Genomic DNA, 15321 nt, shown 5'->3' on the forward strand with positions numbered 1-15321 from the left:
GGTCACGTCGTGACGACGTCCTGATACGCCGCCACGAGCAGCTCGTCGGACGGGCCCTCCAGGGTGCCGGGCACGCCGAGCCCGTCGAGGACGACGAACCGGAGCATCGCGCCGCGGGCCTTCTTGTCGACCCGCATCGCCGCGTGCAGCTGCGGCCACGCCGCCGCCGGGTAGGTCACCGGCAGCCCGAGCAGCTCCAGGATCGCCCGGTGCCGCGCGGCGACCTCCGGCGAGAGCCGCCCCGTGAGCCGCCCCAGGGCCGCGGCATAGACCAGGCCGACGCTGATCGCGTGGCCGTGCTTCCAGCGGTACCCCTCGTGGCGCTCGATGGCATGGCCGAGGGTGTGCCCGTAGTTGAGGATCTCGCGCAGGCCCGCCTCGCGCAGGTCGGCCGAGACCACGCGCGCCTTCACCGCCACCGCCCGCTCGACGAGCTCCGGCAGCACCGTCCCGCGCGGGTCGAGCGCCGCGGCCGGGTCGGCCTCGACGAGGTCGAGGATGCCGGGGTCGGCGATGAACCCGCACTTGACCACCTCGGCCATCCCGGCGCGCAGGTCGTCCCCGGGCAGCGTGTCGAGGGTCGCCAGGTCGCAGACCACGCCGACCGGCGGGTAGAAGGCGCCGACGAGGTTCTTGCCGGCGGCGGTGTTGACGCCGGTCTTGCCGCCGACGGCCGCGTCGACCATGCCGAGCAGGCTGGTCGGGACCTGCACCAGGCGCACGCCGCGCAGCCAGCAGGCGGCGACGAAGCCGGCGAGGTCGGTGACCGCCCCGCCGCCGACGCCGACGACCGCGTCGGAGCGGGTGAACGCGGCGGCGCCGAGCTCGTCCCAGCAGCGGGCGGCGACCGTGATGTCCTTGCCGGCCTCGGCGTCGGGCAGCTCGATCGGCAGCACGCCGAACCCGGCCGCGCGCAGCGCGTCCAGCACGGCGGTCGCGTGGCCCTCGACGGGGCCGGCGTAGAGCACGGCGACCTGGTTGGCGCCCTTGACGAGCACCGGCACCCGGTCGGCGAGGCCGCGGCCGATCTCGACCGCGTAGTCCTTGACGTCGACGATCGTCACAGCCGCCCCGCCAGCTCGGCGGCGATGTCCTCCGGCTCGCGGCCGTCGGTCTCCACCGTCACGGTCGCCACCTCCTCGTAGAGCGGGCGGCGCTGGTCGAGCAGGTACTTCAGGGTGGCCCGCGGGTTCATCGCGAGCAGCGGCCGGCCGGCGCCCAGCCCGACCCGCGAGACGGCGTCGGAGAGCCCGACCGACAGGTACACCACGGTGTGCCCGGCGAGGGCGGCCCGGGTCTGCTCGGCCAGGATCGCGCCGCCGCCGAGGGCGAGCACGCCGCCGAACGTGGACAGCGCGGTGGCGACGGCCTCGCGCTCCAGCTTCCGGAAGTGGTCCTCGCCCTCGTCGAAGAAGATCTCCGGGATCGGCTTGCCGGCGATCGTCTCGATGTCGGTGTCGACGTCGCGGAACTCGACGCCGAGCGCCTCGGCGAGCAGCCCGCCGACGGTCGTCTTGCCGGCCCCCGGCGGGCCGACGAGCACGGCGCGGGGGCTCACCGGATCACCAGGTGCTCGAGGTAGCCGGCGACGTTGCGGCGGATCTCCGGGACCGAGTCGCCGCCGAACTTCTCGAGGGCGGCCTCGGCCAGCACCAGCGCCACCATGGCCTCGGCCACGACGGCGGCCGCCGGGACCGCGCACACGTCCGACCGCTGGTTGATCGCGGTCGCCGGCTCGCCGGTCGTGACGTCGACGGTCTGCAGCGCCCGGTTGAGCGACGAGATCGGCTTCATCGCGGCCCGCACGCGCAGCGGCTCGCCGGTCGTGATGCCGCCCTCCAGGCCGCCGGCCCGGTCGGTGATCCGGCGGACCCCGTCGGGCGTGTTGATGATCTCGTCGTGCGCGACCGAGCCGCGGGAGCGCGCCTGGGTGAACGCGTCACCGATCTCGACGCCCTTGATCGCCTGGATCGACATGAGCGCGGTGGCCAGGCGGGCGTCGAGCTTGCGGTCCCACTGCACGTGGCTGCCGAGGCCCGGCGGCACGCCGTAGGCCAGCACCTCCACGATGCCGCCGAGCGTGTCGGCGTCCTTCTTGGCGGCGTCGACCTCCTCGACCATCCGCGCGCTCGCCTCCGGGTCGAGGCAGCGCAGCGGGTCGGCGTCGATGCGCTCGAAGTCCTCGGGCCGCGGCACCAGGCCGGGCTTCGCGGCGACCGAGCCGAGCTCGATCACGTGCGACACGATCTCCACGCCGAGGGCCTGGCGCAGCAGCGCCTTGGCGACGGTGCCGACCGCGACCCGCGCCGCGGTCTCCCGCGCGCTGGCCCGCTCCAGGATCGGGCGGGCGTCGGTGTGCCCGTACTTCTGCATGCCGGCAAGATCGGCGTGCCCCGGCCGGGGCCGGGTCAGCGGCGCGTTGCGGGCCTGGGCGGCGAGCACGTCGGGGTCGACCGGGTCGGCCGCCATGACCGTCTCCCACTTCGGCCACTCGCTGTTGCCGACGCGGATGGCGACCGGGCTGCCGAGCGTGAGCCCGTGCCGGAGGCCGCCGACGAACTCGACGACGTCCTGCTCGAAGCTCATCCGCGCGCCGCGGCCGTAGCCGAGGCGCCGACGGGCCAACTCTGCCGCCACGGACGCGCTCGTCAGCTCGATCCCGGCGGGGACGCCCTCCAGGATGGCCACGAGCGCCGGGCCATGGGATTCACCAGCGGTCAACCAGCGCAACACGTGGCAAGTCTGTCACGCCGCCGTCATCCGGCGGCGTAGAGGGCCGCGCGCATCTCACCCACTGGCGCGGCCACGCCGGTGAACAACTCGAACTGGTCGACGGCCTGCCACAGCAGCAGGTCGAGCCCGGAGACGATCGCGCACCCGGCCGCCTGCGCGGCGGCGGCCAGCGGCGTCGGCCACGGGTCGTAGACCGCGTCGAACACCACGGGACGGCCCGACCAGTCGGCGGTGGCGAGGTGGTCGGCGGCCCCCTTCGGTACCGTCGAGATCACCACCGGCGCCGTGGCCGCCTCGTGCGCCCGGTCCCACGGCTCGCCGGCCAGGTCGACGTTCAGCGCCTCCGCCACCGGCCTGAGCTCCTCGGCCGCCTCCGGCCGGCGGGTGTAGACCGTGACGTCGGCGCCGAGGCTGGCCGCGGCCGCGATCGCCGCCCGCGCGGTGCCACCGCCGCCGAGCAGGGCGAGCCGCCGGGTGCGGGACACGCCCGCCTCCAGCAGGGCGCGGACCATGCCCGGGGCGTCGGTGTTGTACGCGTGCCAGCCGTAGGCCCGGCGGACCAGCGTGTTGGCCGCGCCGATCGCCTGCGCGAACGGGTCGACGAGCGCGGCGACGCGCAGCGCCTCCTCCTTGAGCGGCATGGTCAGCGAGAGCCCGGCCCACTCCTGGCCCAGGCCCTCGACCAGCCCCTTGAGGTCCTCTTCGCCGCATTCGAAGGAGGTGTACCGCCAGTGCGTCAGACCGGCGGCCCGGTAGCCCGCGTTGTGCAGGACCGGTGAGCGGGAGTGGCTCACCGGCTTGCCGAGCACGGCCGCTCGTTGCTCAGTAGGCACCGTTCTTCTTCGCCGTCTCGATGTTGCGCAGGTGCTGCTGGTAGTCGTCGGTGAACGCCGAGTTCTTGTCCTTGTCGATCAGCACGAAGTACAGCCACTTCTCGCCCGGCGTCGGGTTGAGCGCCGCGCTGAGCGCGTCCTTGCCCGGGCTGCAGATCGGGCCGGGCGGGAGGCCGGCCTGCCCGTACGTGCGGTACGGGTTGTTGGGGTCGGTGAGCTCGGCGGTCGTGAGGTTGTGCTTGCGGGGCTGGCCCTGCAGCTCGCGCCAGTAGTTGGTGGTCGAGTCGAACTCGAGGTTCATCGGCGGCTTCTTGTTGAGCCGGTTGTAGATGACCCGCGCGACCTTGGGCATGTCGGCGATCGTGCCGGCCTCACCCTGCACCAGCGAGGCGTTGATCAGCGCCGAGAACGGCATGAGCTCCTTGCCCTGGGCGATGTTGACGAGGTCGAGCTCCTGCACCACCGACAGGAAATGGGCGACCATCTTCTTGAGGATCGTGGTCGCGGTCTCCCCCGGCCCGAACTCGTACGTGTCGGGGAACAGGAAGCCCTCGACCGTCTTGTTGGCCGTCTTGCCGTCGGTGCGGTTGAACCAGAAGTCGGGCACGCCGAGCGCGATCGGGTCCTTGGCCGCGGCGTTGAACTCCTCGACCTTGATGCCGGTCTCCTTCGCCAGCAGCTCGAAGGTGGCCTTCATCGTCAGGCCTTCCTGGATCGTCACCCGGTCGACCACTTTGTTCTTGGGATCGGCGAGCGTCGTCAGGGCGTCCTCGGCGCGCATCTGCTTGCGCAGCTTGTAGAAGCCGGGCTGGATCTTCTTGCTGCGCTCCTCGTTCTTCTTCGCCGCCTCGACGAAGGCCTTGGTGCTCTTGACGACGCCGGCCTCGAGCAGCGTCTGGGCGATCTCCAGCGACGTCTGGCCGCTCTTGACCTCGACCGTCACCTCACCGGTGCCGCCGCCGTTGTAGTCGGGGGCGGCGAACAGGTCCTTGACGCGGTCGATGCCCGCGTAGGCCCCGAACGCGAGACCGCCGATGACCAGCAGGCTGATGAAGAAGGCGAGGAAGGTCCTTCCGCCGCGCCCCTTCTTCTTTTTCCTGGGGGGCGCAGAAGAAGCGCGGCGCCGGTGCCGCGGCCGCTCCTCTTCGTCCCACGCCAGATCCAGCTCGTTCATCTGCACACTGCCTCCTGGCTGCTCAGCCGCGAACTGGTCCGGCCCGTCGCGCGTCGAGCCACCCTTGCAGGATCTCCACGGCGGCCACTTGATCGACGACCGCCCGCTGGCGCCGTCCTCGGACGCCACGCTCGGACAGCCTACGTGCTGCCGCCGCCGTGGACATCCTCTCGTCAGTGAGCACGACAGGCACGGGCGCGGCCATTCGCCCGAGCCGATCCGCGTACTGCCTGATAAGCCCGGCCGCGGGCCCTTCCTTCCCGGCCAGGTTGATGGGGAGCCCGACGACGATCTCGATCGCCTCGTACTCGGCGACGTAGGCCATGATTTGCGACATGTCGGAAGGGTCGCCGTCGTCGGCGCGCTGGTCGCGCGCGAGCGTGGCGACGGGGCTGGCGAGAATCCCGTCGGGGTCGCAGACGGCGATCCCCACGCGGACACTGCCGACATCGACACCGATCCGCCTGCCGCGGACCCACTCGCCTGTCACGCTAGGCACCCTAACCCTCCTCGCCTCCCCCGAACCGCCCCGGAGTCGTTGATCTAGCCCTTGCCGTCGCTGTTACGACCGCGTTCGGGGCAATATGCCCGTTCCCATCGACATCGTTCACCCACGGCGTTCACCCTGCGTCACTCAGCTCCCACCAGCACCGCACGCCTCACCCGTTGGGCGACATTTCGGACATGCGCACAGGTGCCCCACTCCGTCGCGCCACCCTTGCGGCCACTCCATGATCAAGGGAACCAGCTGGCTGCCCCGGCAACCAGGAGCCTCCCTGGAGACCGCCCCGGACGCGGCCTCATGATCAATGGAGGCCGCTGGCTGTCATGGCAACCAGAAGTCTCCATCGATCATGGGCGCTGCTCCCACGCCCGGAAAGCTCCGACCCGAGCGTCTCCCGCGCCCGGACACGACCCACGCCCTCGTGGCCTCGCCCCGGTCCACCGCTCCAGGCACCCGCACGGCCGGAGACCCTGCCTCTGCGGCCCGGCTCGGAGACGGCGCCGCGCTGCGCCCTGCGGCCGGGCTCGGAGACAGCGGCGCCCTGCCCCTGCGGCCCGGGCCGGAGACAGCGGCGCCCTGCCCGTCGGGGACGGGCAGGGCAACGGTGGTTCGGGCGCGCGCCGGGTTTGCTACAGGGCGCGCTCCACGGCCGTGAGGAGGGTCGGGGCGTCCGCGGCCGGGACGCCGCCGCCCTGGGCCAGGTCGGCGTTGCCGCCGCCGCGGCCGGAGAGGGCCGCCTTGACCAGCGTGCCGGCGTTGAGGCCGCGGGACTTGGCCGCGGCGTTGAGGCCGACGACCAGGGAGGCCTTGCCGCCCGCGCGGGACGTCACGGCGACCACCGCGGGGCGGTCGGCCGGGAAGCGGCCGCGGATCTCCTGGACGAGCGTGCGGACCTCGTTGGCGGAGGTGCCCTCGGGGGCCTCGGTGCCCACGAACGCCACGCCGCCGATGTCGCGGGCCGAGTCGGCCAGGCCGGCGGCGCCGGCCAGGACGAGCTGGGTGCGCAGCTTCTCCAGCTCACGCTCGGCGTCGCGCAGCTGCGCGACGGTCTGCTCGACGCGGTCGGCGACCTGGTCGCCGGGGACGCGGAAGAGCTCGGCGAGGCGGGACACGAGGACGTGCTCGCGGGCCAGGTGGCTGAACGCGTCGATGCCGACGAGCGCCTCGACCCGGCGGACGCCGGAGCCGACCGACGACTCGGACAGGATCTTCACCAGGCCGAGCTGGCTGGAGCGCTCGACGTGAGTGCCGCCGCACAGCTCGCGGGCGTAGTCGCCGACCTCGACGACGCGGACCTCGTCGCCATACTTCTCGCCGAAGAGCGCCATCGCACCGATCTTGCGCGCCTCCTCCTGCGTGGTGATGAAGGCGTGGACCAGCAGGTCACGCAGCAGCACCTCGTTGACCTGCTGCTCGACGTCGGTCAGCACGCTCTGCGGCACGGCGCCCGGCGTGTTGAAGTCGAACCGCAGCCGGCCCGGCGCGTTGAGCGAACCGGCCTGGGTCGCCGACTCGCCGAGGAAGTTGCGCATCGTCTGGTGGATCAGGTGCGTCGCGGTGTGCGCGCGGGAGACGGCGCGGCGCCGGTTGACGTCGATCTCGGCGAACGCGGCCTCGCCGGGCCGGACCTCGCCGGCCAGGACCCGCGCGCGGTGCACGACGAGGCCGGGGACCGGCGACTGGACGTCGAGCACCTCGACCCGGCCGCTGCCGACCGTGATGACGCCGAGGTCGGCCAGCTGGCCACCGCTCTCCGCGTAGAACGGGGTCGCGTCGAGGACCAGCGAGACCTCCTCGCCCTCCCCCGCGACCTTCGCCCCGAGCAGCGAGCGGATCCGCGTCTCGCGGGCGACCTCGCGATAGCCGGTGAACTCGACCGGGCCGCCCTCGTCGAGCGCCTGGCGATAGACCGACAGGTCGGCGTGCCCGGTCTTGCGGGCCTGGGCGTCGGCCTTGGCGTTGGCCCGCTGCTCGGCCATGAGCCGGCGGAAGCCGTCCTCGTCGACCTGCAGGCCCTGCTCGGCGGCGATCTCCAGCGTGAGGTCGATCGGGAAGCCGTAGGTGTCGTGCAGCTGGAACGCCTTGTCGCCGGCCAGGGTCTTGTCGCCCTTGGCCTTCGTCTCGGTCACCGCCAGGTCGAGAATGGTCGTGCCCGCGTGCAGCGTCTGCAGGAACCGCTCCTCCTCGCCGTACGCATACGACGAGATGCGGTCGTACTCGGCCGCCACCTCCGGATACGACGGCGACATGCAGTCGCGGGCGATCGGCAGCAGCAGCGGCAGCGCCGGGCCCTCCTGCCAGCCGAGCAGCCGCATCGACCGGATCGCGCGGCGCAGGATGCGGCGCAGCACGTAGCCACGGCCCTCGTTCGACGGGATCACGCCGTCGGAGATCACCATCAGCGCGGTGCGGACGTGGTCGGCGATCACCCGCAGGCGCACGTCGTCGGGGTGCGACTCGGCGGCCACGTGCGACACGGCCTGCCCGTAGCGCTTGCCGGTCATCTCGGCGGCCTTGCTGAGGATCGGGTTGACCTCGTCGATCTCGTAGAGGTTGTCGACGCCCTGCAGCATCGACGCGATCCGCTCCAGGCCCATGCCGGTGTCGATGTTCTTGTTCGGCAGGTCGCCGACGATGTCGAACGTCTCCTTCGAGCGCACGTTGGTGATCTCGTGCTGCATGAAGACGAGGTTCCAATACTCCAGGTAGCGGTCCTCGTCGACCTCCGGGCCGCCCTCCTGGCCGTAGGCGGAGCCGCGGTCGTAGTAGAGCTCGGAGCAGGGGCCGGCCGGGCCCGGGATACCCATCGACCAGAAGTTGTCCTTCTTGCCGCGGCGCACGATCCGCTCGGTGGGCAGGCCGGTGCGCTTCCAGATGTCGATGGCCTCGTCGTCGTCGAGGTAGACGGTGGCCCAGATCCGGTCGGGGTCGAGACCGAAGCCGCCCTTGTCGACCGGGTTGGTCGACAGCTCCCAGGCGAGCTTGATCGCGCCTTCCTTGAAGTAGTCACCGAAGCTGAAGTTGCCGTTCATCTGGAAGAACGTGCCGTGGCGGCTGGTCTTGCCGACCTCGTCGATGTCCGGCGTGCGGATGCACTTCTGCACCGACGTCGCCCGCTGGTAGGGCGGGGTGCGCTGGCCGAGGAAGAACGGCACGAACTGCACCATGCCGGCGTTGACGAACAGCAGGTTGGGGTCGTCGACGGCCGGCAGCGGCGCCGACGGCACCACGGCGTGCCCGTTCGCCTCGAAATGGGCCAGGAAACGGCGCTTGATCTCCGCGGTTCTCATCGGTGCTGCGGGCCTTCCGGGTAAAGGTCATCGTCCAGGGTCGAGCCGTCGGCGAACGCGGCTTGGATCTCGGCCTCACGCTCGGCCATGCCGTCACGCACGTCGGCGACGAAGTCGCGCACCGAGCCGGCGATGCCGGCGGCCGAGTCGCGCGCCGACGCGGCGATGCCCTGCGGGGTGAAGGCCTGCGCCTTCTTGGTGATCGCGCGGACCACCAACGCCCCGACGGCGAGTCCGATCCCGAGCCACAGCAAACGCCGCATGGCTCAACCTCTCTATCGCTTCGAATGTAGTGCGGGCGGACGCCCGCGTCTGGCTCAGCCGCGCCGGCGGCGCTGCTTGATCTGCTCGCGGACCTCGGCCTCGTCCGCCTCGCGCCGGCGGTTGGCGGCGGCCTTGCGCACGCCGTAGCCGAAGGCGGCGACCTTCACCAGCGGATTGGCCGCGGCGGCGCTGACCACAGTGGACAGGTTCGCAACGTTGGAGCTGATGTGCGAGACGTTTTCGGTGATCGTGTCGATCCTCGCGAGCTGCATGTTGACGCCGTCCAGCGTGGTGTGGGTCTGCTGCAGCGCCACGTTGACGTTGTCGATCGTCATGTTGACCCGCTCCAGCATGGGCGTGGTCTGGTCCGCGGCGTCACGCAGCGCACCGGTGGCGGCGTCGATGGTGTGGCGGAGCCGCAGGATCGGCACCGCGAGGACGCACACGAGCACGAGAAACGCCAGCGCTGCGATCAGCGCCGCCAAACCGCCCCAGGTCACGGTCACGCCGTTCCTCCTTTGCTCACTGGACGCGCGTCTCCGACGGAGGAAATCTACCCTCCGTGACGCATCGCCGCCTTTCGACCGGCCGTGTCGCTGGTCTTGGGAGAGACCGTAGGCCGGGGGTACGACAAGAATCCGGCGTCAATTCTGGCGTCACTCGCCGCCGCGGGTACCGCCGGGGTCGTAACTGATCCGGTTGAAGACCTTGATCGTGGTCACGGCGAGGGGGCAGATGGCCGTCGGACCGGGCGCCGGCGACTCGATCTCGCTCGGCTGCGGCTCGGCCGGCTGGCTCGCGGGCTGGCTGACCGGCGCCTTGCCGGTGGGCTTGCCGCTGGCGGGGGGCGGCGACGCGTTCACCGTCGGCCGGGTGCCCTTGACGTCGCAGACGGCGGCCCGCACCCACAGGTCCAGCACGTACTCGTCGCGCTGCCAGCAGGTCTCGATGCCGTCCACGCCCTCCGGCTGGCAGTCGGGGATGTCCCACTCGACCCAGCCCGCGTCGCGGAGCTTGCCGACGAAGGCCCGGTTGGTCTCCTCCGGACCGCGGGCGGACTCCCAGGTACGCTGGCGGGATCGGCATTCACCAATGCACCAGCGGCTGCCGAGCGCGCCGTCGGTGGGGTTGCGGGCCGCCCACTCCGGCAGGTTCAGCTGGTCGAGCTCGACGAACACGGGGTCGCGGGTGAACTCGCGGATGATGAAGAATGCGGCCGGGGCGCTGACCACCGCAAGCACCATGAAGATGATCGTGGCCATCCGCAGCTGCCGCACCCGCTTGGCCTGGGCGCGCTGCAGCAGGCCGAACGGCGCGATCTGCGTCGTTGACTCCCAGTCGAACGCGCCCGGGGTCTTTGCCGTGCCCCGGTAGGTGACCGGGTTCGGGTCGAAGCGGGCGAGGTCGACGAACGGTTTCGGCGGCGCCTCGCCCGGGTGCCCGCCAGGGCCACCGGGGCCGCCGGGCCTACCAGGACCGCCAGGACCGCCAGGACCGCCGGGACCGGCTGGGCCACCGGGTCCACCGGGACCGGCTGGGCCACCGGGGCCGCCCGGGTGGCGGCCGCCCGGACCGGAGCGTCCGGGCACGGTGGCGCGGCCAGGGGCGCCGCGGCCTCCGGGCGGGCCGCCTTGGGCGCCGGACGCCGAACGTGGGCCGGCCTGCGGGCCCTGATGCTGGTCGGGCTGCGGGCTGCGCTGCGGGCCGGGTGCGCTGGGTGCGCCGGAGCGGAGGCCATCGGGGCCGGTCGCGCGGCCGCCGCCCGGACCGCCGGGGCGGCCGGTGCCGTCGCCGCCGGGGCGGCCGGAGGGCGGCTCCTGGCGCCAGGGCTCGGCGGCCCGACGGCGACCCGACGGGGACTCCTCGTCCGGCAGCGCACGACGGCGACCCGACGGAGACTCGTCATCCGGGTTGGCGCGCCGCCGCCCCGACGGAGACTCCTCGTCGGGCAGCGCGCGACGGCGGCCCGACGGAGACTCGTCGTCGGGAAGGGCACGGCGGCGGCCGGACGGGGACTCGTCGTCGGGAAGGGCGCGGCGGCGGCCCGACGGAGACTCCTCCGGGGCCGCATGGCGACGGCCGGACGGCGACTCGAACGCGTCGTCAGGCGCCGCGTGCCGGCGACCGGACGGCGACTCGAAGGCCTCCTCCGCGCGACGGCGGCCCGAAGGCGACTCGAAGGACTCGTCGGCGCGGCGGCGGCCGCCGGACGGGGACTCGAACGCGTCATCGGCGCGGCGGCGGCCGGACGGGGACTCCTCCTGGCCGGACGGCCACACCGGAAGTGCGTCGTGGCGGGCCGGGCGGTGCGGGGCGGCCGGGGGTTCGATGGAGGGCGGCCGCTGGTCGGGCACGGCCGGGCGGCCCGGAACGGCGTCCGGTGCCCCTGTACGGCCGGTCGGAGCAGCGGCACGCACGGCCGGGCGGCCCGGAACGGCGTCCGGTGCCCCTGTACGGCCGGTCGGAGCAGCGGCACGCCCGGCCGGCGCGTCCGGTAATCCAGGGCGGCCGGTCGGAGCGGCGGCACGGCCGGTCGGAGCATCCGGGACGCCCGCGCGGCCCGCGGACCGGCCGGCAGGAGGCTCGGCCGCCGAGCCGCGCCAGCCCGTCGCCGGCTCCCCCGCGTCCGGGGCGGCACCGCGCCGGCCCCGGATCGGCTCGGATGCCGCAGGTGCGGCAGGACCCGAGGGCGCCGCGGAAGCACGCCGGGCCTGGGCAGCATCCGGCGCCGCGGGAGCCGCGGGAGCCCGCCAGGCCTGCGTCGGCTCGGGCGCCGCCGGCCCACGTCGGGCCTGCCCAGCGTCCGGCGCCGCGGGAGCCCGCCGGGCCGGCGGAGCATCCGGCGCCGCAGGAGGCGCCGGAGCGCGGCGACCCTGCGGAGGATCGGCGGGAGCACGCCACGCCTGCGTCGGCTCGGGCGCCGCGGGAGCGCGCCGGGCCGGCGGAGCATCCGGCGCCGCGGGAGCCCGCCACGTCTGCGTCGGCTCCGGGGCGCGGGGCTGCGGCGCCGGCGCCGGGGGGGTCACCTGGTCGAGGACGTCGCGCTGGATCGGTGGCGGCCCGCCGTAGCCGAGGTCCGGGGCGTCGTCGCCGCGGGCGCTGCGCAGCTCGGCGAGCCAGCCCAGGTCCTCGTCGCTCGGGCCTTCTTCGGCCTTGCCGCGGCCGCGCCGCTTCTTGGCCTCATCTCGACCCGATGTCACCGGTGCCGCTCCTCCGTGCCGGTCGTGTCCGGGGCGGCGGCCGTGTCGGTGGCCGCTCCGGTCCCCCGCACGATACGCCGCAGTTTCGGCAATCGTTCCGCCACCGCGCGCTCTGCGCCATGGCCCGTGGGGCGGTAGTACTCCCGGTCGCCGAGCCCCTCCGGCGCGTACTGTTGCGTCACAACGCCTCTGGGGTCGTCGTGGGGATATTTGTACCCTTGGCCGTGCCCGACCCGGGCCGCCCCCTTGTAATGCGAATCGCGCAAATGCGCGGGAACTGCACCGCCGTGGCCCGACCGCACGTCCGCCATGGCGGACCCGATCGCGGCGACGACCGCGTTGGACTTCGGGGCCAGGGCCAGGTGGATCACCGCCTGGGCCAGGACGATCTGGACCTCGGGCAGTCCGACGTACTCCACCGCGTGCGCCGCGGCCGTCGCGACCGGCAGCGCCGTCGGGTCGGCCATGCCGATGTCCTCGCTGGCCGAGATCACCATCCGGCGCGCGATGAAGCGCGCGTCCTCGCCGGCGCTGATCATGCGGGCCAGGTAGTGCAGGGCGGCGTCGACGTCGGAGCCGCGGATGCTCTTGATGAACGCGCTCACCACGTCGTAGTGCTCGTCGCCGGCCCGGTCGTAGCGCAGCGCGGCGACGTCGACCGCCTTCTCGGCGGTGGCGAGGTCGACCTCCGGCATGTCCTGCGCGAGCGCGGCCCCCGCCGCCGCCTCGAGCGCCGTGAGCGCCTTCCGGACGTCGCCACCCGCCAGCCGTACCAGATGATCCTCCGCCGCCTGAGCGAGCGTCACGGCGCCGTCCAGCCCGCGCGGATCGGTGACCGCCCGGCGCAGGAGCGCGCGGACGGCCTCCTCGGTCAGGGGTTGCAGGGTCAGCAGCACGCAGCGGGACAGCAGCGGCGAGATGACGGAGAAGTACGGGTTCTCGGTGGTCGCCGCGAGCAGCGTCACCGTGCGGTCCTCGACGGCGGCGAGCAGCGAGTCCTGCTGGGTCTTGCTGAAGCGGTGCACCTCGTCGATGAACAGCACGGTGGGCGGGCCGCCGCGGCGGCGCTCCTTGCGGGCCGTGTCGATGACGCCGCGCACGTCCTTCACGCCGGCCGACAGGGCCGACAGGGCGACGAAGCGCCGGTCGGTGGCGCCGGCCACCAGGTGCGCGATCGTGGTCTTGCCGGAGCCGGGCGGGCCCCAGAGGATCACCGACATCGGCGACGCCCCACCGACCAGCTGGCGCAGCGGCGCGCCCGGCGCCAGCAGGTGCTCCTGCCCGACCAGCTCGTCGAGGGTCGCCGGGCGCATGCGCACCGCGAGCGGCGCGTCATGCGCGACCGTGTCGAAACCGCCGGTGACCGCGGGATCACCGCTGCCCACCGACGACTGCACCTCGAACAACCCGTCCACGGCCCCCGACCCTACAGTCGGGGGCCGACCGGCGGGTAACCGCTCAGTTCGAACGCTCGACCGGGACGGTGACGGTGTGCGGAACAGGAGCCTTCGGCTTGGCATCGACGCCGGCCTCGGCCCGCTGCTCCGGGGTGATCGGCGTGGGCGCGCCCGTCAGCGGGTCGTAGCCGCCGCCCGTCTTCGGGAAGGCGATGACCTCGCGGATCGAGTCGGCGCCGGCCAGCAGCATGCAGATGCGGTCCCAGCCGAAGGCGATGCCGGCGTGTGGGGGCGGCCCGTACTTGAACGCCTCCAGCAGGAAGCCGAACTTGTCGGCGGCGTCGTCGGCGCTGATGCCGAGCACCTCGAAGACCCGCTTCTGCACGTCGGCCCGGTGGATACGGACCGAGCCGCCGCCGATCTCGTTGCCGTTGCAGACGATGTCGTAGGCGTAGGCGAGGGCCTCGCCCGGCGACTCCTCGAACCGCTCGATCCAGTCGTGGTTGGGCGAGGTGAACGGGTGGTGCACGGCCGTCCAGCCCTTGGCGCCGCCGCCGGTGCCGCCGGCGTCGGGGTCGGTGGGCTCGAACATCGGCGCGTCGACCACCCAGCAGAACGCCCAGGCGCTCTCGTCCACGAGCTTGGCCCGCTTGGCGATCTCGATGCGCGCCGCGCCCAGCAGCTCCTGGGCCTCGCGCCGCTCGGCCGCGGCGGCGAAGAAGACCGCGTCGCCGGGCTTGGCGCCGACGGCGTCGGCCAGGCCGGCCAGGTGGGCCTCGGAGAGGTTCTTGGCGACCGGGCCGCGGGGCTCGCCGGTGTCGGCGTCGAGCACGACGTAGGCCAGGCCCTTCGCGCCGCGCGCCTTCGCCCAGTCCTGCCAGCCGTCGAGCTCCTTGCGGGTCTGGGCGGCGCCGCCGGGCATCACGACCGCGCCCACGTAGCCACCCGCGTCGATGGCGCCGGCGAACACCCGGAACTCGGTGCCGCGCAGGTACTCCGTGAGCTCGGTGAGCTCCACCGAGTACCGCAGGTCGGGCTTGTCCGAGCCGTACCGCGCCATCGCGTCGTGCCAGGTCAGCTTCGGGATCTCGCCGGCGACCTCGTGCCCGGCCAGGTCGGACCACAGCGCCCGCACGATCGCCTCGCCGAGCTCGACGATGTCGTCCTGGGTGACGAACGACATCTCGATGTCCAGCTGGGTGAACTCCGGCTGGCGGTCGGCCCGGAAGCCCTCGTCGCGGTAGCAGCGGGCGATCTGGTAATACCGCTCCAGGCCGCCGACCATGAGCAGCTGCTTGAACAGCTGCGGCGACTGGGGCAGCGCATACCAGGTGCCGGGCTGCAGGCGCACCGGCACCAGGAAGTCGCGCGCGCCCTCGGGCGTGGAGCGGGTCAGCGTCGGGGTCTCCACCTCGACGAAGTCCCGGTCGGCGAGCAGGTTGCGGGCGATCTGGTTGGCCCGGGAGCGCAGCTTCATGGCCTTGTGCGGGCCGGAGCGGCGCAGGTCGAGATAGCGGTACCGATAGCGGACGTCGTCGCTGGCCGCCTCGTTGTCGTCGACGGGCAGCGGCAGCGGCGCGGCCTCGGAGAGGACCTCCAGCGCGGTCGCGACCACCTCGACGTCGCCGGTGGGCAGGTCGGGGTTCTCGTTGCCGGCCGGCCGGGCCCGCACCTCGCCGGTGACGAGCACGCAGTACTCGTTGCGCAGGGCGTGGGCGGCCGCCATCTCCTCGCGGAACACGACCTGCACCACGCCGGAGGCGTCCCGGAGATCCACGAAGATCACGCCGCCGTGGTCGCGGCGGCGGGCCACCCACCCGGCCAGCGTCACGGTCGTGCCGGCGTCGGTCCCCCGCAGGGTGCCGGACTCATGGGATCGGATCACAGGGTCTCCTTCGGCGAACTACGCAAGACGCCCCATTCTT

At 73.2% G+C, this 15321-nt stretch carries 12 protein-coding genes; all 12 read right to left on the bottom strand.

From position 1 onward, the window contains the following. Window positions 1-2: 2 nt before the first annotated feature. The 12 genes from aroB to aspS all read right to left on the bottom strand — a co-directional run bounded on the left by aroB (window position 3) and on the right by aspS (window position 15281). Window positions 3-1064 (bottom strand): 3-dehydroquinate synthase, encoded by a 1062-nt coding sequence (gene aroB, locus IEZ31_RS29105; protein ID WP_190253187.1) that lies wholly within the window; start codon window positions 1062-1064, stop codon window positions 3-5. Next, window positions 1061-1558 (bottom strand): shikimate kinase, encoded by a 498-nt coding sequence (locus tag IEZ31_RS29110; RefSeq protein WP_190253188.1) that lies wholly within the window; start codon window positions 1556-1558, stop codon window positions 1061-1063. Before IEZ31_RS29110 ends, aroB begins: the two co-directional genes overlap by 4 nt. Beyond that, window positions 1555-2733 (bottom strand): chorismate synthase, encoded by a 1179-nt coding sequence (gene aroC / locus IEZ31_RS29115; protein WP_190253189.1) that lies wholly within the window; start codon window positions 2731-2733, stop codon window positions 1555-1557. The genes IEZ31_RS29110 and aroC overlap by 4 nt, the downstream gene beginning before the upstream one ends. Before the next feature lie 23 nt (window positions 2734-2756). Further along, complete coding sequence (locus IEZ31_RS29120) at window positions 2757-3566, bottom strand: shikimate dehydrogenase (RefSeq protein WP_190253190.1); 810 nt, start codon at window positions 3564-3566, stop codon at window positions 2757-2759. After that, window positions 3556-4740 (bottom strand): endolytic transglycosylase MltG, encoded by a 1185-nt coding sequence (mltG, locus tag IEZ31_RS29125; RefSeq protein ID WP_190253191.1) that lies wholly within the window; start codon window positions 4738-4740, stop codon window positions 3556-3558. Before mltG ends, IEZ31_RS29120 begins: the two co-directional genes overlap by 11 nt. 22 nt (window positions 4741-4762) lie before the next feature. Further along, window positions 4763-5230 (bottom strand): Holliday junction resolvase RuvX, encoded by a 468-nt coding sequence (ruvX, locus tag IEZ31_RS29130; protein WP_190253192.1) that lies wholly within the window; start codon window positions 5228-5230, stop codon window positions 4763-4765. A 644-nt stretch (window positions 5231-5874) separates the two neighbouring features. Continuing rightward, window positions 5875-8535 carry an alanine--tRNA ligase gene (gene alaS / locus IEZ31_RS29135; protein WP_190253193.1) on the bottom strand — a complete coding sequence of 887 codons (2661 nt, stop codon included), beginning with the start codon at window positions 8533-8535 and terminating at the stop codon, window positions 5875-5877. Continuing rightward, a complete protein-coding gene (locus IEZ31_RS29140; protein WP_190253194.1) occupies window positions 8532-8798 on the bottom strand; it encodes a hypothetical protein in 267 nt (88 codons plus the stop codon). Before IEZ31_RS29140 ends, alaS begins: the two co-directional genes overlap by 4 nt. Before the next feature lie 54 nt (window positions 8799-8852). Next, window positions 8853-9299, bottom strand: a complete 447-nt coding sequence (locus tag IEZ31_RS29145; RefSeq protein WP_190253227.1) for a DUF948 domain-containing protein — start codon at window positions 9297-9299, stop codon at window positions 8853-8855. 156 nt (window positions 9300-9455) lie between these two features. Then, the gene (locus IEZ31_RS58925; protein WP_190253195.1) at window positions 9456-11153 is read right to left on the bottom strand and encodes a hypothetical protein; all 1698 of its coding nucleotides are present in this window, start codon (window positions 11151-11153) and stop codon (window positions 9456-9458) included. Between the two features lie 842 nt (window positions 11154-11995). Next, window positions 11996-13414, bottom strand: coding sequence for a replication-associated recombination protein A (locus IEZ31_RS29155; RefSeq protein ID WP_373294707.1), 1419 nt, complete (start codon window positions 13412-13414; stop codon window positions 11996-11998). A 43-nt stretch (window positions 13415-13457) separates the two neighbouring features. Further along, entirely contained in the window at window positions 13458-15281 is a 1824-nt protein-coding gene (gene aspS / locus IEZ31_RS29160; RefSeq protein ID WP_190253196.1) for an aspartate--tRNA ligase, read from the bottom strand. Window positions 15282-15321 lie beyond the last annotated feature (40 nt).

The organism is Dactylosporangium sucinum, from assembly GCF_014647515.1.
In the GTDB taxonomy this organism is placed as follows: Bacteria; Actinomycetota; Actinomycetes; order Mycobacteriales; family Micromonosporaceae; genus Dactylosporangium; species Dactylosporangium sucinum.